Below are 17,823 nucleotides of genomic sequence, written 5' to 3' on the forward strand. Positions count from 1 at the left end.
CGGCGGCACGAGGGTGACGTGCCCCTTTCAAGTACCCGAGCGTAACAGGGGTGAGGGCGGTGACCGGTCTCTCACGCCATGCCCCCGGTAGATTGCGGGAGCGATGACCAGACCCGATACCAGCGACTTCACGATCGCAGCACCGGCCGGTGCTGCCGGTTTCGTGCCTGCTCTCGAAGGTATGCGGGCCTGTGCCGCCGTCACCGTGCTCCTCACCCACACCGCCTTCCAGACCGGTCAGGTGGATGGTTCCGTGATGGGCCGGGTGTGGGGTCGTTTCGATATGGCCGTCGCCGTCTTCTTCGCTTTGTCCGGTTTCCTGTTGTGGCGGGCGCACGCCCGCGCGGCGTGGACGCACACCCCGCGGCCCGACACCGGCCGGTACTACCGGTCCCGGATCGTGCGCATCCTGCCGGCCTATCTCGTGGTGGCCGTGGTCGCTTTGGCGCTGCTGCCGCGCTCGGATCCGCCCTCGGGTTCCACCTGGCTCGCCAACCTCACCCTCACCCAGGTCTTCGTGCCGTTCTCGCTCACCGACGGGCTCACCCAGATGTGGAGTCTGTCGGTGGAGATGGCCTTCTACCTGCTCATGCCGATCGCGGCGCTCGTCCTGCTGCGGATGCGCGGTGCCCGCGCGCGCTGGCGCATCCCGACGGTGCTCGCCGCCGCCGCCGTGTCGCTCAGCTGGGCCTGGGTAGGGGACACGCTGCCGCTGCCGCGTGGGGTGAACCATCACAACTGGCTACCCGCGTACGTGCCCTGGTTCGCCGCCGGGATCGTGCTCGCCGAGGTGGTCTACGCCCCGGCGCACCGGTACCGGGCGCTGCGCCGGATCGCGACCCGGCGGATCTGCTGGCCCGCCGCCGTCGCCGTGTTCGCCGTCGTGGTCACCCCGCTCGGCGGCCCGGTCACCCTCGACACCCCCGCGCCATGGCAGTTCGCCACCCGCATGGCCCTGGGCGGAGTGCTGGCACTGCTGCTGCTCGCCCCGCTCGTCCTGGCGCCGTCCGATACGCCGCCCGGGCGGCTCGGGTCGGGCCCGATGCTCGCGCTGGGGCGCTGGTCGTACGGCATCTTCATCTGGCATCTGGTGGTGCTCAGCGCTGTCTTCCCGCTGTTCGGGATCCTCGCCTTCAACGGGAAGATGATGCAGGTCACCGCGCTGACGGTCGTCTTCTCCGCGGCCGTTGCCGCACTCAGCTACGCCTGGATCGAGGAGCCCGCTCGGCGCGCCCTCGCCCGGTACGAGCATCGACGGTTCGCGCCCGCTCCGCAGGATGCCGTCATCGAGGAGGCTGAGGAGGAAGCGGCTCCCTGATCCGCGGCGGCACCGCGGACCACGCCATGATCAGGATGCCGGCCAGCGCCAGCCCCTGCGGCCACGGACCGTGCCCCACGTAGCCGCTCTCCGCGTGCCACGGCCCCGTCGCCAGCAACAGCATCCCGGCCGCGGTGAATCCGGCGGCGCAGAACACCCGGATCGCTGCGCGACGGTCCTCCGATACCTGTAGCCGCGAGATCACGGCGGTCGCCGCGCCCGTGGTGGCCCAGATCGCCAGACCGGGCCAGCCGCTGAGTACGAAAGATACTGCGCCGATCCCGAGTCCGGCGATCGCCCACGCCGGCTGCCAGGCCTGTACCGGCTCCGCGCGGCCGGCCGGGGCGCCGCGGGTGAGCGCGAGCGAGGCCAGGATCAGGAGCAGCATCAGCCCGCCGAACAGGCCGATCCGGTAGGTGGCGTTGAGTGAATAGCGCAGTGTCACATTGCCGTCGACTCCCGGGGGCACCACCCAACCCTGCTGCCATCCGTTCACGGTGACCGCGCGCAACGGCGTACCGTCGGGTGCGGTCGCGGCCCATCCGGAGTTCCGGCTCTCCGGGACCACGAGTACCCGCTCCACCTCGGAATGGGTGACCGCGATGATTCGCCGGTCCGGGGTCCAACTCTGGATCCGCGGTGAGGTGGTCGCGGCGGGGGTCGCAGCCGCAGCCTCCGGGGTGTCCAGCGTCAGCGTCTCCACGCTGAAGGCATCGCCGGGGGTGGCCACCACTTGCTGCCGGCCACCGGGCAGTGGAAGCGGTCCGGATTCGCACGGCACCGCGCGGACCGGCGCACCGTCGCGGAGCGACCGGGCGGTGCTCTCGATCCGGAAACGCACTGTGCGGTCGCCGATCCGGAGCGACGGTCCGCTCTCGCAGGACACCGTCACCGGACGGTCCGGGGAGGCGGGCGTCGAGCCGGGAACGGGCGCACCGTCGGGACCGAGGGCAGAGACATCGGCCAGCCCGGCCGCCATCTTCTCCGGGAAGCCGAGCGTGTTCACGTTGATCCGCTCGTCCCAATCGAGCAGGGAGATCGCGATCGAATCGGTGATCGCGGGTTCCAGCGCGATAGTGGCGGTATCGGCGTCGGTTTCGATGTCTCGCACCTGTCGGCCGGTGCCGAGATCGACGCCCACCTGCGTCGGTCGTGCCGGCGCTTCGCCGCGAGGCAGCGCCAACGTCAGGCCGGTGACGAGCTGTGGTGCGGGCAGGCGCAGTCGCAGTACGGGTTTCGGTGCGGTCGCATCGGTGGACGATTGCGGGGCGGTCCACACCGTATTCGGGTCGCCGTCCGAGGCGGCGCCGCCATTGCCCCGGCCGTCGCCCACGGCGGCGTCCGCGAACGACGACGGTGCCGACGGCGCACCGAGCAGTGTGGACAGTGCTTGTCCGGGCCGGGCCCGCAGGGTCATCGTGGGCGTCACGGCCGGGGCGCCGGGACCGTTGACGGTGCGCCGCAGCGCGCCCGGCTCCTCGGGACCGATCGCGATATCGGCGCACTGCACCGGGCCGTCGCGGCCGTCCGGGCCGGGCGTCACCACGCAGCCCGAGCGCCCCATGGTGTCCTGACCGAACACCCAACGCGTGGGCTGGAGTCCGGTGCCGGGCACGACGACATCGTGGCGTGCCGGGATGGTGGTGTCGGTGCGGGCATCGGTGAGGCGGGCCTCGGAGATCGCGAACTGGTTTCCCCACGAGCGGTTCGCGGTCTCGGCGGCCGTGATCCGTAACCAGCGGGTGGAATCCGAGGGTGCCACCAGGGTGATCGGTGTACCGGCGGTCACCGGGTCGGAGTACACGGTGCCGGCCTCGGTGGAGATCATCAGCCGGGTCACCGCGGGGCCGAGTGCGCGGCCCACGGTCACCGTGACGGCGAGGTCCTCGCGGGCGCGCGGCAGGTCGAACTGGAGCCATTGACCCACCGCATGATCCAGGCCGGAGGACACCCACGAAGTGTCCTTGTCGCCGTCCACCGCTGCGGCGGGCGAAGCGCCGGGAAGCACGGTGCCGAGCTGCGTGGCGTCGCTGGCCGAACTCGATGCGCTCACCGTGGCGCCGTCCCATTCTCCGTCGACCAGGCCGGCGCCGGTCACGGGATAGTCGGGTAGCCGGTTGAGGGTGCGTCGCGGATCGCTCGCGCTGCGGATGGCCGAGCTGTGGTCATCGACCCGGCCGTAGTCGGTCTCGCGGTTCTTGGGGGTGTCCGTCACGGTGGTCGGCCCGGCGGGCAGTCCCGCCGCGGCGGCGTCCGAGGAGAGCAACGCGGGCCCGATCTCCCGGCGACCCGCGGCAGCCGCATCGGTCTGCAGCGTGAGCAGAGATTCGGGGCCGCCGGCCACGCGCGGTATGTCTGGAAGGTCGGCCAAGTACGGCCCCGCCGGTACGTCCCGGTCGTCGACCTGGTAGATGGTGATCGCTGGAAGTGGTGGGCGCAGACCGGAATCCACGGTCACGTTCTTCACCGTCGGTGGCGCGGTATCCGGGCCGAAGCGGGCCACCTCGGTGATGCCTGGGGAGCCGAGGATCGCGGCACGCGCCAGCGCTGGCCGCGCCGATCGTGAGGTATCCGGATCGAGGTCGGCGCGCAGCACGAGGTAGCCGATGCCCTGCCGCCGCAATGTGGGGGCGAGACCGGCCGACGGGGTGCCGGCGCTGAACAAGCGTTGCACCGAGTCGAGAGCCCGAATGGCGCCGGGTGGATTGAGCGGGATCGCATCGCGTACAGCCCAGGGGGTCTCGGCCAGCGGTTGGATCGGCTCATCGCGGGTGAGGCCCCACAACTGGGCGCCGAACGGTGCGCCCGGCACCACCAGTGCCCGTTCGGCACGCGCCTGCCCGGGGGCGGTGCCCGAGGCGTGATCGGCGAGCCAGCCCGCGGCCTGGCCCCAGTAATCGGGGATCTTCTGGTACGGACCGCGCGGCGCGAGTTTGCCCGCCCAGGCCATACCCCCGGCCAGGGTCAGTACCACGACCACCGCGAGCGCACCGGCGGCGACCCGGTCGCGCTCGGGATGCGCGATCGCCGCACGAACCCGCGTGAGATCGACGGTGCCGGGCAGCGGCGCCCGGGCCAGGAGGTGCGCGATACCGAAGACCAGCGGCAGCCGCAGGAACGGCTCGAGTTTGTAGACGTTGCGGAGCGGGGCTCCCACGCTGTCGAGGAACACCCGCACGGGTTCGGCGACCGGGGAGCCGAGGCCGCTGGCATAGCCGGCGCCGATCCCCGCGAGCCCCACCAACAACACCGTGATCCATACGCCGCGCTTGGGGGTGTGCCGCATCGTCAGGCCCGCGATACCAGCTGCGGCGAGCAGGCCGGTGACCACCACCGCGGCGGGCGTGGTGGTGAGCATGGCGCCGGCGGCGCGCTCGTCGGAGATGAACGGGCTCCACGACGTGGTGCCGCGCAGCACCTCCGGTAGCGATGCCCACTGCGTGGTGGCGCGCGAGGATTCGATGAACTCCAGGAACGGTGGGCTGACCCGGCCCATGATGAGCAACGGCACGATCCACCACGTGGTGGCGAGCGCCACGCACACCGTCCACCAGGCGCTGAACGTCCAGAACCTGCGGGTTCCCGCCCCGAAGCGCACATGCAGCAACCACCACAGCGCGGCGACGGCGCAGGCCAGGCCGGTGGCGACGGCGTTGACCGCACCCATGAGAGCGACCGCGACGGCGGAGCGAGCCGCCAGGTTCCGCAGCGGCGCATCGTGGCCCTGCACCATCTGGACCAGCGGCAGGAGCACCCACGGTGCGAGCATCACCGGAGCGGTCTCGGAGCTGATCGCGCCGAGCGTGGTGAGCACGTGCGGCGCGATGACGAAGGCCGCCGCGGCGACGATCCGCGAGCCGCGCGACCCGGTGTTCAGGGCCTCCGCGAGCCGGACGATGCCCCAGAATCCGGCGAACAGCAGCAGTGCCCACCACAGCCGCTGTGTGATCCAGGGTGGGACGTGCAGCACCTGCCCGAGGGCGAAGAAGCTCCCGTGCGGGAAGAAGTAGCCGTAGGCCTGGTTCTGGACCTGGCCGAGCGGGGACTGACTGGACCAGACGTTGGCGGCGCGGGCCAGGAAGCCGAGGGGATTCGCGGTGAGGTCGAGCTTGGTATCGGCGACGATCTTGCCGGGTGAGCTGAGGAAGCTCAGCGCCAGAAGGGCGACGAACGCCCACACGCCGGCACGGCGGGGGAGCGGTTCGGTGCGGAGCTGGGCGCTACTTGTTGGCACCCGAGTCGTCGCGCGCGCCGTAGTTCGACGAGCCCTCGATGAAGCCCTTGTCCTTGGAGACGGTGTTGATGTCCGTCGACGGGGTGGACTGGCCGGCGGCCGCGCCGCTCACCAGTGCGAGAGCGACGGCGACGACGATGCCGGCAAGCGCAGCGGTGGCGCTGGCAATGATCGTGGTGCGGTCCATGCAGGGCAGTCTACAGGTCCGAGCGTTGTGCCCGGATCTACAGCTCCGGGACGCCCGAGGGCACGATCATCACCGGCCGCTTGCAGCCGCGGAGTACGTGCTCGGACACCGATGAATGCCACAGCGCCTTGAGACCGGTGGTGCCCCGGCTGCCGGTCACGATCACATCGACGTTCTCGGCGTCCGAGGCGCCGATGATCGCGGTCCAGACCGTGGTCGCCACTTCGACGAGTTCGCCGCGCGCGGTGAATCCCGCGGCGCGGGCCAGTTCGACACCCTCCGCGTTGGTCTGCTTGGCCTCGGTGTGCACCACATCGGTCTCGCGGGTGAGCGCGGTCTCCGCCGCGCCGGCCCCGGCGACGCCCGACATGGCGGACAAGCGGGCCGCCTGATGGATGGTGGATTCCCACGCGGTGACCACGACGGCCTCTGTCTCGCGGCCCTGCGCGAGGACCTTGCTGGCGTACTTCACAGCGCGCTGCGCGGACTCGGTGCCGTCGTACGCGATCAGAACCTTCACGGGGGCAGTCATACGGATCACCTCGATGTTCTCGGCTTCCTGATACCCCGAGCCTACGCCTAAACCCTGTTGTTGCACAGTGCAAGAAGGTGTTTCGGGGTGCGGCCGGTGGAGCGCCCTGTAGATTCGGATTTCACTATTCGACACGAATTATCGGGGGATGATGGAGATGCGGCAGCGACGGTTCGGGGCGGCGGTAGGACTGGTCACGGTGGGGGTGTTCGTGGCCGCGTGCAACGGTTCGTCGGGCGGGGGTGCATCGCCGTCGAGTGCGTCGCCGTCGACTCCGGCGGCCGCGCCGATCACCACGCCGGTCAAGGAGCTGGTGCTCACCGCATCCGAGCTGCCCCCGGGTATCACGGCGGTCCCGGTCACCGATGATCAGATCAGGGCGAGCATCGATCAGATGTCCGGCGTCGCGTCCACGTCGACCATCACGCCGGCCGAATGCGGTTCCGCCACCGCGCTTGTGGATGCCACGAAGAAGCTCGACGTCACGCAACTGGGGATGGTGGCCGGCAGCACCGATACCGGTGCCGCCACGGAGACGGTCGTCACCGAGAAGCCCGATCTCGCCAAGTTCCGCGCCAACTTCTCGGGGAAGTGCAATGCGATGTCGGCCCGGATGCAGGTGCAGGGGCAACAGGTCACGACCGAGACCCGCACGACCGTGCAGGACGCGCCCACCAGCGAGGCTTCGGACGCCGTCGTCCTGCGGCAGGACACCGATGCCACCATGTCCGGAGGTGAGCGGTCGACGCAGAAGACGCTCATGGGCATCGCGGTGGTGCGGGGATACGCGGTCTCGGTCACGGTCATGGGTATGACGGGTGAGCCGGATCAGGCCCTGTTCGACAAGCTGTTCACCGCATCCGTCGCCAAGGTCGCCAAGGGTTGATCATTCGGGGCCTGCAAGACTGCTCCCCGTGCTACTGAATCGAATTCGCCCGGCTACGGTGACCGCCACCGTCCTGGCCGCCGCTGCCGCGCTGGTGGTCCCGGCCGCGGCGTCTGCGACGCCTGTTCCCGTGTGCGGCGGCTGGACCTCCAGCGTGCTGCGTTCCGGTATGGGAACCCTGGAGAATCTCGCCTTCGACGGTGCCGGGGCGGTGTACGTCTCGAAGCAGAACGCGGTCACCGGCCGCGGGCAAGTGCTGCGGGGTCGTTCGCCGGCGACGCTGGCGAGCCTGGCCGATCTGCCCAATCCGGGCGGCCTGGTGATCCGCGACGGCCGGGTGTTCGTCACGACCGCCAACAGCGCACCGTCGGGTCTGTTCGGCGCGACGGACGGCACCGTCGCCGAGCTCGACCCCGGCACGGCGAGCGTGCGCACCTGGGCGGCGGGACTGACGATGCCGAACGGCCTGGCTGCGCTCCCTGACGGAAGATTCGTCACCAGTACGGTTCTCGGGCCAAAGCAGGGCACCGTCGTTTCCGCTCGCGGCGGCGTACCCACCTCGTTCGCCCTGCGCGGCGAGTCGGTGAACGGACTCTGGTTCGACGGTGCCTCGGGTCGCCTCTGGGCGTCGACGGCGACCTCCGCCCAGACCGGGCTGTACGCGATCGACCCCGCACGCCCCGCCGCGCCGCGGCGCTACGCCGTCCCGGGGCTCGGGCCGGCCAACTTCGCCGACGATCTCACCGTGGGGCCCGACGGTGCCGTCTACGCCACGCTCGACCTTCCCGGGAAGGTGGTGCGGCTGGATCCGGAAACGGGTGCGCTCTGCACCATCGATGCCGGTCATCGTGGTGTGACCTCGGTGCGGTTCGGGCGGGGCACGGGGTGGGACCCACGGTCGCTCTACGCGACCACGCTCGGCGGAAAGCTGCTGCGGCTCACCCCGTAGCCGGCGATCTGCGAGACTGGCCATGATGCGATTGTTTCGAAACCTCACGGTCATGGTGATCGCCGCGGCGGGTGTCGCCGCGTGCGGCACATCCTCCGGACCGGACGCCCCCACGTCGGTAACGTCCGCGGTACCCGCACCGAACAGCTCCACGGCATCGTCCTCGGCCGCAGCTCGCCCAGTGAGCTGCGAGATCGACTACCTGAGCAAGCTCAGCGTGCGGGAGAAGGTGGCCCAGCTGCTCATGGTGGGGGTCAAGGATGCCGCCGACGCTCGCCGTGCGGTACAGCAGTACGGCGTCGGCGGCATTTTCGTGGGCAGCTGGACGGACAAGTCGATCTTCGCCGGTGGTGCGCTCAAACAAGTCTCGGCCGCGGGCAAGGTGCCGCTCATGGTGTCGGTCGACGAGGAGGGCGGCCGAGTATCCCGGGTGCCCGGCGCGAACCTGGTCTCCGCACGCCAACTCGCGAAGACCAAGACGGTCGAGCAGGCGCGGGCCGAAGGCAAGCGAGTGGGCGCCCTGATGGCGTCGATGGGGATCACCGTCGACTTCGCGCCCGATGCGGATGTCTCTGCGCAGCTAGCTGATTCGGTGATCGGCGACCGCTCCTACTCCGACGACCCCGCCGTGGTGACCAAATACGCCAAGGCCTTCGCGGCCGGGCTGCGTGATGGCGGCGTCTACCCGGTGTACAAGCACTTCCCGGGCCACGGACACTCCTCCGGGGATTCGCATCAGGGCGGGGTGAGTGTGCCGCCGCTGGCGGAGCTGAAGAAGAAGGACCTGGTGCCCTTCCGCGCCGCCGCGACCGACGACGCCGGAATCATGGTGGGGCACCTCACGGTGCCCGGTCTCACCGAGAAGGGCACACCCACCAGCCTCAGCCCGAACACGATGCGGTTGCTGCGCGACGGTGCCGGATACGGTGCCGCCCCGTTCGCCGGCCCGATCTTCACCGACGATCTGTCCGGGATGAAGGCCGTCACCGACACCTTCACGGTGCCGCAGGCCGTGACGAAGGCCCTGGTGGCAGGTGCTGACGTGGCCCTCTGGATCTCCACCGACCAACTCGGTGCGGCCGTCGCGCAGGTCGAGGCGGCGGTGCGGGCGGGCACGCTGCCGATGCAGCGGCTCGACGCCTCAGTGCTGCGGGTGGCGCGCGCGAAGCATGCGGTGCGCTGCTGAAACAAGCGGATCTGGCCGGAACTTACTAACCGGTAACCAGGTGCCGTAGTATCTGACCGAAGAGTAAGGAGTGTGTCGGTGGCTGGTGGAACGAAGCGTTTGCCGCGCGCGGTGCGCGAGCAGCAGATGCTCGACGCCGCTATCAAGGTGTTCTCCCGCAACGGGTTCTACGAGACGTCGATGGACGCCGTGGCCCGCGAGGCGGAGATCAGCAAGCCGATGCTGTACCTGTACTACGGGTCCAAGGATGAGCTGTTCGCCGCGTGTGTCACCCGTGAGGTGGGCCATTTCATGCGGAGCATCGAGTTCGATGCCACCCCCGCCCTTCCGCCTTCGCAGCGCTTACGGTCGGTGATCGAAGGCTTCCTCAAGTACGTGGACCAGAACCGCGACGCCTGGCGTGTGATGTACCGCGAGGCGAGCGGCCAGGCGTCCTTCGCCACGCTCGTCGAAGCCAATCGCGAGCGGGTGGTCGAGATGACCGCGGTTCTCCTGCGGGAGGCCGCGAAGTACGCGCCCGAGGACACCGATTTCGAGCTCTACGCCGTCGCCCTGGTCGGCTCCGGCGAGGCCATCGCCGATCGTCTCGCTACCGGGAAGGTCGAACTCGACCGCGCCGTGGAGATCATGACCTCCTTCCTGTGGGGCGGCATCCGCGGCGAGCGCCCGGAAGACGGCAAGTAGCGCTCACGCATCACGCTCGTGCCACGTGGCCCGACTCCTTCGCGAGACTGTCGCTCAGCGAGGACGTGTGGAGATAGTGGCCGAACAGTTTCACGATGAACATGAATGTGCCCCGCATCCGGATCCGGGAGCGGGGCACAGTCGATGGGGCTACAGCGGGGTGACGGTGGCGGTCACGTGCGGGAAGCCCTTCTTGAGATCACGCGCGACGATCTCGGTGCTCTCGTCGGTGCGGGTGACGAACAGTCCGATCTTCGCCGGCAGCACCACGGGACGGCCGAAACGTACGTGGTAGACCACCGCGTCGGGGATATGTCCCTCGAGCACGCGCAGAATGGCCGCAGCCGTCCAGGCGCCGTGCGCGATCGACGACGGGAAACCGAAAGCCTTGCCGCCCAACGGTGACATGTGGATCGGGTTCCGGTCGCCGCTGACCCCGGCGTAGCGCCGGATCAGGCCACCGTCGGCGGACAGCAGCGCGTCGGGGGCGCCGGGGCGTCCCTCCTTCGGCGCGGGGCCGGCGGGTTCGCCCGACAGCGAGGTCTTCTGCTGGATCATCATCGTCGAGACCTCGGAGGCCACGGACGCACCGTCGGCGTCGGTGAACTCGGTGACGAAGTCGATCAGCATCCCCTTGCGGTGCTCACGCAGATTCTCGGCGGACGTACGCAGGGTCAGCTTCTCGCCCGGAACCACGCGGCGACGACGGGTGATGGTGTTCTCCACGTGCACCGAACCCACTGCGGCGGCAGGGAAATCATCGGCCAGGAACAGGTCCATGATCAAGGGGAAGGACAGCACGTACAGGTAGTTCACCGGCACCTCGCCGGTGTTCTGCAGCCCGACCACATCGCAGTACTCGGCCACGCGAGCCGGATCCACATCGACGGTCAGCTCCACCGTCCGGTCGGGTAGCGGCGTCTCCGGCGTCAGCTTCCCGTGCTTGCCGACCACGGGCAGAATGCCCTTGAGTCCGCGAGTGAGCACGGACAGGCTCGACGGGGGCGCCTGCAGCACGGTCACGTTCTGCGCCATATCAGGCTCCCAGCAGGCTCTGACCGCACACGCGCACGACGTTGCCGGTCACGGCTGCCGACGCGGGCGCGGCGAAGTACGAGATGGTCTCCGCGACGTCGACGGTCTGGCCGCCCTGCTGCAGCGAGTTCATCAGTCGGCCGGCCTGGCGGGTTGCCAGGGGGATCGCGGCGGTCATCGCGGTCTCGATGAAACCGGGGGCCACGGCGTTGATGGTGATGTTCTTCTCCGCGAGCACCGAGGTGTACGCATCGACGATGCCGATCACGCCGGCCTTGGTAGCGCCGTAGTTGGTCTGTCCGCGGTTACCGGCGATACCGGCGATCGACGAGACATCGACCACGGAGCCGCCCTCGTTCAGCGCACCGGCGGCGAGCAGGTCGTCCACCAGCTGCTTCGGGGCCTTGAGATTGACGGCCATGACCGAGTTCCACTTGCCCTCGTCCATGTTGGCCAGCAGCTTGTCGCGGGTGATGCCGGCGTTGTTGACCACGATGTCGAGGCCGCTGTGGCGGGACTTGACCAGCTCGGCGATCTTCGCGCCCGCATCGGGGGCGGTCACGTCGAGCGGCAGCGCGGTGCCGCCCACCTTGTTGGCGACCTCGGACAGGGCCTCGCCGGCGGCGGGGATATCGGCGGCGATCACATGCGCACCGTCGCGCGAGAGCACCTCGGCGATCGTGGCGCCGATGCCTCGGGCGGCACCGGTCACGAGGGCGACCTTGCCGGCGAGCGGCTTGTCCCAGTCGGCGGGCGCTTCGGCGTCCTTGTCGGTGATCCGGATGACCTGCGCGTCGACGTACGCCGACTTACCCGAGAGCAGGAAACGCAGCGTCGAGGCCAGGCCGGAGGCGCCGGTCGAGGCCTTCGGGTGCACGTACACCAGCTGGGCGGTGGCACCGTCACGCAGCTCCTTGGCCACCGAGCGGGTGAAGCCCTCGAGGGCGCGCTGGACGATGTGCTCGTCGATATCCTCGATCAGCTCGGGCGTGGTGCCCAGCACCACGATGCGGGCGCTGTTGCCCAGCGAGCGGATCTGCGGGCCGAAGAACTCGTACAAGCCCTTGAGATCGTCGATGGAGGTGATGCCGGTGGCATCGAAGACGGCGCCACCGAGCTTCTCGGCGCCGCGGGCGCCGCCGTTGTTGACCACCAGGTCGTAGTCGGCGAGCAGCTCGCGCACCGGCTCGACCAGGCGGCCGCTGCCGCCGAGCAGGACGGGGCCGGCGAGGGCGGGCTTACCGGGCTGGTAGCGGCGCAGCGACGGGGGCTGCGGGAGGCCGAGACGGCTGGCCAGGAAGGAGCCGGGGCCCGACTTCACGAACGCTGCGTAGAAGTCTGTGCTGGGTGCATCAGGCATGTGAGGTTCCTCATCCGTGTGGGGTTCCGATAGGCTATCGACAAGCAACTTACTCCAGAGTAAGAATACTCGGTAGTAGCAACCCTCGATCACTGGGAGAAACCCGTGGCAAACTCCGAAATTCGACCGGTCGCGATTCTCGGCGGCAACCGGATCCCGTTCGCCCGTTCCGACCGGGCGTACGCGAAGGCCAGCAATCAGGACATGTTCACCGCGGCGCTCAACGGCCTCGTGTCCCGCTTCAACCTGCAGGGCGAGCAGCTCGGCGCCGTCGTCGGCGGTGCCGTGCTCAAGCACAGCCGCGACTTCAACCTGATCCGCGAATCCGTACTGGGCAGCCCGCTCAGCCCGTACACCCCGGCCTTCGACGTGCAGCAGGCCTGCGCCACCGGCCTGCAGGCGATCAACACCGTCGCCCAGGGCATCGCGGCCGGCCGCTTCGAAGCCGGTATCGGCGGCGGAACCGACACCACCTCCGACGCCCCCATCGGTGTCTCCGAGGGCCTGCGCAAGGTGCTCCTCGACCTGAACCGGGCCAAGGGCAACGTCGACCGTCTCAAGCTGGTCGGCAAGCTCCCCGGCAACCTGGGCATCGACATCCCCCGCAACGGCGAGCCGCGCACCGGCATGTCGATGGGTGAGCACGCCGCCATCACCGCCAAGGAGATGGGCGTCGCGCGCTCGGAGCAGGACGAGCTGGCCGCGCTGAGCCACAAGAACATGGCGGCGGCCTACGATCGCGGCTTCTTCGAGGACCTGATCACCCCGTACCTGGGCCTGACCCGCGACGACAACCTGCGTCCCGACTCGTCGGTCGAGCAGCTCTCGACCCTCAAGCCCGTCTTCGGCGTCTCGCTCGGCGACGCCACCATGACGGCCGGCAACTCGACCCCGCTGACCGACGGTGCCTCGACGGTGCTGCTCTCGAGCGACGAGTGGGCCAAGGAGAAGGGCCTGCCGGTGCTCGCGTACCTCAAGGACGTCGAGTACGCGGCCGTCGACTACGTCGGTGGCAAGGACGGCCTGCTGATGGCGCCCACGTATGCGGTGCCGAAGCTGCTGGAGCGCAACGGGCTCACGCTGCAGGACTTCGACTTCTACGAGATCCACGAGGCCTTCGCCTCCGTGGTGCTGGCCACCCTGCAGGCATGGGAGTCGCCGGAGTACTGCAAAGAGAAGCTGGGTCTGGACAAGCCGCTCGGCTCGATCGACCGCAGCAAGCTCAACGTCAACGGTTCGTCGCTGGCCGCGGGCCACCCGTTCGCCGCGACCGGCGGCCGGATCGTGGCCTCGACGGCCAAGCAGATCAAGGAGAACGGCGGCGGTCGCGCGCTGGTGTCGATCTGCGCCGCCGGCGGCCAGGGCATCACCGCCATCATCGAGGGCTGATCCCGCACGAATGTCGGGCCGTCCCGGTGCCATCCACAGCACCTGGACGGCCCGACATCGTTGCCCTCGGGCCTACACTGGCACCATGACCGCCACGGACCAGACGATCGAGCGGATACTGCGCGACTACGACACCATTACGGTGGTCGGGGCCAGTGCTGATCCGGCCAAGGCGGCGAACGAGGTTCCCGCGTACATGCGTGAGCACGGCTGGCGGATCATCCCGGTCAATCCGAAGGCCGACGAGATCGTCGGTGAGAAGGTCTACCGCACGCTGGCCGACATCCCCGAGCAGGTGGGACTCGTCGACGTCTTCCGCCCGTCCGACCAGACCCCCGAGATCGCGCGGCAGGCGGTGGCCGCGGGCGCCACCGCACTGTGGCTGCAACTGGGCATCCGCTCCGCCGAGGCCCGCGATATCGCCGAAGCCGCCGGTCTGCTCTACGTCGAGGACCGCTGCCTGATCATCGAGCAACGTCGTACCGGCATCACCCGGGAGGCGAACTGACATGGGTACCACCGGAATCGTCATCGTCGTGGTGGTCGCGATCGTCGCGATCTCGCTGCTGATCAGCGTGGGCTGGTTCCTGCGCGACTCCAACAAGCGGATCCAGAAATTCGCCAAGTCCAGCGACCTGGTGCCGGGGCGTCCCGGGCGTGCGCCCGCGGAGTGGTCCACCTCCAGCGCGCCGGAAGCGCTGCTGCACCAACGGGTCCGCTACGCCATCGCCGATGTGCACGGCAACGGCAACCCGGTCGCGGTGCCACCGCCCGCGGATTCCGCCGTCACGGGGAAGCCGGGCGATCTCGACGATCTCGACGATGCCGTGTTCGCGCTCGACGACCGGATCATCGCCGCGGCGCAGCTGCCCGCGGCGGAGCGGACGAAAGCCCTCGCCGAGCTCGAACCCGCGGTGGCCTCACTGGAGGGGCTCACCGGCAGACTGTGGGAGGCGCCGTCGCACAGGCGGCACGAACTGATCGACGCCGTCATCTCCCGGTTGCGCGGGTAGCGCGCCGCAGCCGTTCCACCGCGGTGTGCAGCAACCACGCCAGCGGGACGGTGAGCACGGTGGTCACCACCGCGATCGGCCCCGTCGAGCCCTGGAACAGCGACCAGCCGAACAGGTCCAGCACCACCACGTCCATCACCATCACGTGGATCAGGAAGAACTCGTAGCTGATCCCGCCCAGCCACACCATCGGCCGAGACGCCAGTACGCGCGACGGCCCACTCGCCGCCCACGCCACCAGCACGCCGCCGATCAGCGCCTCCAGCAGGTACTTCAACACGCCCTGACCGGGATTCGGTAGGGCGAGGTCGATGGGACCGGCCAACGGCGTGAGCAACACCGCGTACGAGAGCATCGCGGCGGCGAGCAGCGCCCGCCGGCGAAGTGGGGTCCAGTGCACCCGATCGGCGAAGAGCGCCACAGTGATTCCCGCGGCGAACGCGGCGGCGTAGCTCGGCGGCCAGGTGCGCGCCGTTTTCCCGAACAGCTCGGTGGCCGTGACCAGCGCGACCCAGCCGGCGGTCAGCGCCGTCATTGCAGCCGGTACTACCCAGGATCGCGGCGCCCGCCGCACCAGAGCGATGCCGATCAGCGGGAGCACCAGGTAGAAGGCCACCTCGACGCACATGCTCCACATCTGCGCCAGTCCGGTGTGCACGTGTCCCACCCCGTACACCTGCACGAACAGCATGTTCCGCAGGTAGCCGCCCCAGCCATGACCGGAATCCGAGGGGTCGGATCGCCACATGTAGATCAGGTAGACCGCGGTGACCACCGCCCAGTACGCGGGCAGGATGCGCCACGCGCGATGTGCGAAGTACCTTCGGACATCGGCGGTCCCGGTGAGCCAGGGGCGCACCAGCAGGTAGCCGGAGAGTGCGAAGAACACCGGTACCGCCGTCTCCAGCCGGGCGTACGCGGCGCCCCAGGCGTCGGGCGTGAAATCGCCCGCCCAGAAGGCGGCGTGCGTGACGCACACCGCGAACGCGGCCGACGCGCGCAACCCCGTCAGTGCGGGGATGCGCTCGGCGGGAGCGGTGGGGGCGACGATGGGTCAGATCTTGATCGCGGGCATCAACCGGTCGAGGTTCCACAACCGGTTCCGTCTCGCGGAGAGGCACGAGACGGTCACGGAGACGACCCACAGGAACACCAACACGGCGACCGCCTGCCAGAGCCGGTGGTCGATTCCGCCGGAGACCAACTGGCGCAATCCATTCACGCCATAGGTCATCGGGTCGTACTTGTGCAGCACCTGGAAGGGTCGGGCGGTGGTCTCCACCGGATACATGCCGCCGGAACTCACCAGTTGCAGCATGAGCAGCGCCATGATCAGCACGCGGCCCACCGCCGGCCCCACGAGGGCGTTCACCGCCTGGGTGAACGCCACGAAGGCGAGGGAGACGCCCAACATGAACAAGAACATGCCCACCGGGTGGGCGACCTCCAGTCCGAGGGCGAACCGCACCACGCAGTACAGGATCACGGCCTGGCACAGCGCGATCGCCGCCGCCGGGAGATAGCTCGCCATCACCACCCGGATCGCCAGCACCTCCGCCGCGATGGCGCGGTTCTGCAAGGGCCGGAACACCATCCACAGCACGAGCGCCCCGAAGAACAATGCGAGCGTGAGGAAGAACGGCGCCATACCGGTACCGAAGTTCGGGGCCCGGTTCTCGTGCGTCGAGTCGAGCTGCACCGGGCCGCCGATGGTCGAAGCCACCTGGGAGGTCTGCTCCTGCGACCACTTCGGGACGGACTGCGCCCCTTCCCCGAGCTTCGTCGCGAGCTCCCGGCTGCCGTCCTTCAGTTGCACGGTGCCCGTTGCGAGCTGGCCGGCGCCCGACGAGAGCTGCGTGATGCCGTTGTCCAGCTGGGCGTTACCGGCGGCCACCTGGGCGGCACCGTCGCGCAACTGGGTGAGCTTGGCGGTCAGATCGTCGCCCGTGCCGCCCACCTTCGACAGTACGGTCTGGAGCGGGCTGCCCGGGGTGCGCAGCTGTTCGGTGAGCGCGATCGCCCCGTTCTGGGCGGCGATGATCTGCTGTTTCGTCTGCTCGGTCACCGACGCCTGGGCCAGCTGCCCGCGTATCGCGCGTAGGCCGTCCGCGGCCTGTCGGGCAGCTGGGTCGGGGCTCGCGGCGAGCTGACGGATCGCGGCATCGATACCGGCGAGCGCCGTGTCCTGCGTCTTGACGAACACCCCGGCCTTATCGGCGGCCTCGACCAATGCCGTAGCGCTCTGCTGCAACTCGGCGGTGTTCCCACCCAGGCCGGAGAGCGCACGAGTCACCGCGAGGATCGGATCGGTGGCCTGGTTGATGCCGTCCGAGAGCTGCTGCGACCCCGTCTTCAACTGGGCCGATCCCGTTTTCGCAGTCGCCAGGCCGTCGGCGAGCTTGGCGGCACCGTCGTTCGCGGTCACCAGCCCGTCGGCCAGCTTCCCCGCCCCGTCGGCGGCCTGCTCGATCCCCGCTCCGGCCGTGATCATCATGGACAGCACCTGGTTGACGGCCTGCCCGGACACCCTGGTCGAGACCGCGTTGAGCACCTGCGCCATCGCGGTCTGTCCGATGGTCGAGCTGATGTAGTTGTTGGCATCGTTGTAGACGGCCCGCAGCTGCGCCTTCTCGGGCTTCCCCGTCATCGGCGAGGCGATCGCCGAGGAGAAGTTCTCCGGCAGCTCCAGCATGAAGTAGTACGTGCCGTCCTTGACTCCCTGCCGCGCCTCCGCCGGCGAGACGATGTTCCAGTCCAGGCTCTTGTCGTCCTTGAGCGACTTCTCGACCTCGGCGCCCGCGTTGATCTTCTGATCCTTGACGATAGTGCCCTTGTCGGCGTTCACCAGCGCCACCGGCATCTTGTTGACGTTGCCGAACGGGTCCCAGAAGGCCCACAGGTACAGCGCGCCGTACACCAGCGGCAGCAGCATGAGCACCACGATCGCGGCGCGCGTCATCCGGCTGCGGCCGAAGCGCTTGATCTCGGAGCCGAAGGCGAGGCCGGCGGCGATCGGAACGGTGTTGCTCCGCTTCGGGGACTTCTTGTCG

At 69.3% G+C, this 17,823-nt stretch carries 15 protein-coding genes; 8 read left to right on the forward strand and 7 right to left on the reverse strand.

Annotated elements, in window-relative coordinates:
- Positions 1 to 103 precede the first annotated feature (103 nt).
- Positions 104 to 1,318, forward strand: coding sequence for an acyltransferase family protein (locus tag TPAU_RS02030; protein WP_013125100.1), 1,215 nt, complete (start codon positions 104 to 106; stop codon positions 1,316 to 1,318).
- Here TPAU_RS02030 and TPAU_RS02035 read toward each other — a convergent pair.
- The 3 genes from TPAU_RS02035 to TPAU_RS02045 are packed head-to-tail and all read right to left on the reverse strand — an operon-like array spanning position 1,284 to position 6,271.
- Positions 1,284 to 5,552 carry an alpha-(1->3)-arabinofuranosyltransferase gene (locus tag TPAU_RS02035; protein WP_083773748.1) on the reverse strand — a complete coding sequence of 1,423 codons (4,269 nt, stop codon included), beginning with the start codon at positions 5,550 to 5,552 and terminating at the stop codon, positions 1,284 to 1,286. The genes TPAU_RS02030 and TPAU_RS02035 overlap by 35 nt on opposite strands.
- On the reverse strand, positions 5,539 to 5,739 hold the full coding sequence (locus tag TPAU_RS02040) for a DUF2613 family protein (RefSeq protein WP_013125102.1): 201 nt from the start codon (positions 5,737 to 5,739) through the stop codon (positions 5,539 to 5,541). Before TPAU_RS02040 ends, TPAU_RS02035 begins: the two co-directional genes overlap by 14 nt.
- 37 nt (positions 5,740 to 5,776) lie before the next feature.
- On the reverse strand, positions 5,777 to 6,271 hold the full coding sequence (locus TPAU_RS02045) for a universal stress protein (protein ID WP_013125103.1): 495 nt from the start codon (positions 6,269 to 6,271) through the stop codon (positions 5,777 to 5,779).
- A 148-nt stretch (positions 6,272 to 6,419) separates the two neighbouring features.
- Between TPAU_RS02045 and TPAU_RS02050 the strand changes: the two genes are divergently transcribed.
- The 4 genes from TPAU_RS02050 (at position 6,420) to TPAU_RS02065 (ending at position 9,976) form a co-directional block, all read left to right on the forward strand.
- The gene (locus TPAU_RS02050; protein WP_041944250.1) at positions 6,420 to 7,157 is read left to right on the forward strand and encodes a hypothetical protein; all 738 of its coding nucleotides are present in this window, start codon (positions 6,420 to 6,422) and stop codon (positions 7,155 to 7,157) included.
- 58 nt (positions 7,158 to 7,215) lie between these two features.
- Positions 7,216 to 8,106 (forward strand): SMP-30/gluconolactonase/LRE family protein, encoded by an 891-nt coding sequence (locus tag TPAU_RS02055; protein ID WP_013125105.1) that lies wholly within the window; start codon positions 7,216 to 7,218, stop codon positions 8,104 to 8,106.
- 22 nt (positions 8,107 to 8,128) lie between these two features.
- Positions 8,129 to 9,292 carry a glycoside hydrolase family 3 N-terminal domain-containing protein gene (locus tag TPAU_RS02060; protein ID WP_013125106.1) on the forward strand — a complete coding sequence of 388 codons (1,164 nt, stop codon included), beginning with the start codon at positions 8,129 to 8,131 and terminating at the stop codon, positions 9,290 to 9,292.
- A gap of 78 nt (positions 9,293 to 9,370) precedes the next feature.
- Positions 9,371 to 9,976 (forward strand): TetR/AcrR family transcriptional regulator, encoded by a 606-nt coding sequence (locus TPAU_RS02065; protein ID WP_013125107.1) that lies wholly within the window; start codon positions 9,371 to 9,373, stop codon positions 9,974 to 9,976.
- Positions 9,977 to 10,126: 150 nt separating this feature from the next.
- Here TPAU_RS02065 and TPAU_RS02070 read toward each other — a convergent pair whose 3' ends face one another.
- Both TPAU_RS02070 and TPAU_RS02075 read right to left on the reverse strand, forming a co-directional pair.
- Complete coding sequence (locus TPAU_RS02070; RefSeq protein ID WP_013125109.1) at positions 10,127 to 11,011, reverse strand: MaoC/PaaZ C-terminal domain-containing protein; 885 nt, start codon at positions 11,009 to 11,011, stop codon at positions 10,127 to 10,129.
- Between the two features lies 1 nt (position 11,012).
- Complete coding sequence (locus tag TPAU_RS02075) at positions 11,013 to 12,371, reverse strand: 3-oxoacyl-ACP reductase (RefSeq protein WP_013125110.1); 1,359 nt, start codon at positions 12,369 to 12,371, stop codon at positions 11,013 to 11,015.
- 105 nt (positions 12,372 to 12,476) lie between these two features.
- Between TPAU_RS02075 and TPAU_RS02080 the strand changes: the two genes are divergently transcribed.
- The 3 genes from TPAU_RS02080 to TPAU_RS02090 all read left to right on the forward strand — a co-directional run bounded on the left by TPAU_RS02080 (position 12,477) and on the right by TPAU_RS02090 (position 14,773).
- The gene (locus TPAU_RS02080; RefSeq protein WP_013125111.1) at positions 12,477 to 13,760 is read left to right on the forward strand and encodes an acetyl-CoA C-acetyltransferase; all 1,284 of its coding nucleotides are present in this window, start codon (positions 12,477 to 12,479) and stop codon (positions 13,758 to 13,760) included.
- An 85-nt stretch (positions 13,761 to 13,845) separates the two neighbouring features.
- Positions 13,846 to 14,268, forward strand: coding sequence for a CoA-binding protein (locus TPAU_RS02085; protein WP_013125112.1), 423 nt, complete (start codon positions 13,846 to 13,848; stop codon positions 14,266 to 14,268).
- Between the two features lies 1 nt (position 14,269).
- Positions 14,270 to 14,773 carry a hypothetical protein gene (locus tag TPAU_RS02090; protein WP_013125113.1) on the forward strand — a complete coding sequence of 168 codons (504 nt, stop codon included), beginning with the start codon at positions 14,270 to 14,272 and terminating at the stop codon, positions 14,771 to 14,773.
- Here the strand turns inward: TPAU_RS02090 and TPAU_RS02095 are convergent.
- Together TPAU_RS02095 and TPAU_RS02100 are read right to left on the reverse strand one after the other, a co-directional pair.
- Positions 14,751 to 15,776: an acyltransferase family protein gene (locus tag TPAU_RS02095; protein ID WP_049825751.1), complete on the reverse strand. Its 1,026-nt coding sequence runs from the start codon at positions 15,774 to 15,776 to the stop codon at positions 14,751 to 14,753. The two genes, TPAU_RS02090 and TPAU_RS02095, sit on opposite strands and share 23 nt — an antisense overlap.
- A 51-nt stretch (positions 15,777 to 15,827) precedes the next feature.
- Positions 15,828 to 17,786, reverse strand: coding sequence for a YhgE/Pip domain-containing protein (locus TPAU_RS02100; RefSeq protein ID WP_041944615.1), 1,959 nt, complete (start codon positions 17,784 to 17,786; stop codon positions 15,828 to 15,830).
- Positions 17,787 to 17,823: the final 37 nt, after the last annotated feature.

Source organism: Tsukamurella paurometabola DSM 20162, assembly GCF_000092225.1.
Taxonomy (GTDB): domain Bacteria; phylum Actinomycetota; class Actinomycetes; order Mycobacteriales; family Mycobacteriaceae; genus Tsukamurella; species Tsukamurella paurometabola.

Bases quoted from the DNA above. Each gene is read 5' to 3' on its own strand.
- TPAU_RS02030 (WP_013125100.1), top strand. From the start codon at position 104: ATGACCAGACCCGATACCAGCGACTTCACGATCGCAGCACCGGCCGGT.
- TPAU_RS02040 (WP_013125102.1), bottom strand. From the start codon at position 5,739: ATGGACCGCACCACGATCATTGCCAGCGCCACCGCTGCGCTTGCCGGC.
- TPAU_RS02045 (WP_013125103.1), bottom strand. From the start codon at position 6,271: ATGACTGCCCCCGTGAAGGTTCTGATCGCGTACGACGGCACCGAGTCC.
- TPAU_RS02050 (WP_041944250.1), top strand. From the start codon at position 6,420: ATGATGGAGATGCGGCAGCGACGGTTCGGGGCGGCGGTAGGACTGGTC.
- TPAU_RS02060 (WP_013125106.1), top strand. From the start codon at position 8,129: ATGATGCGATTGTTTCGAAACCTCACGGTCATGGTGATCGCCGCGGCG.
- TPAU_RS02070 (WP_013125109.1), bottom strand. From the start codon at position 11,011: ATGGCGCAGAACGTGACCGTGCTGCAGGCGCCCCCGTCGAGCCTGTCC.
- TPAU_RS02075 (WP_013125110.1), bottom strand. From the start codon at position 12,371: ATGCCTGATGCACCCAGCACAGACTTCTACGCAGCGTTCGTGAAGTCG.
- TPAU_RS02085 (WP_013125112.1), top strand. From the start codon at position 13,846: ATGACCGCCACGGACCAGACGATCGAGCGGATACTGCGCGACTACGAC.
- TPAU_RS02090 (WP_013125113.1), top strand. From the start codon at position 14,270: ATGGGTACCACCGGAATCGTCATCGTCGTGGTGGTCGCGATCGTCGCG.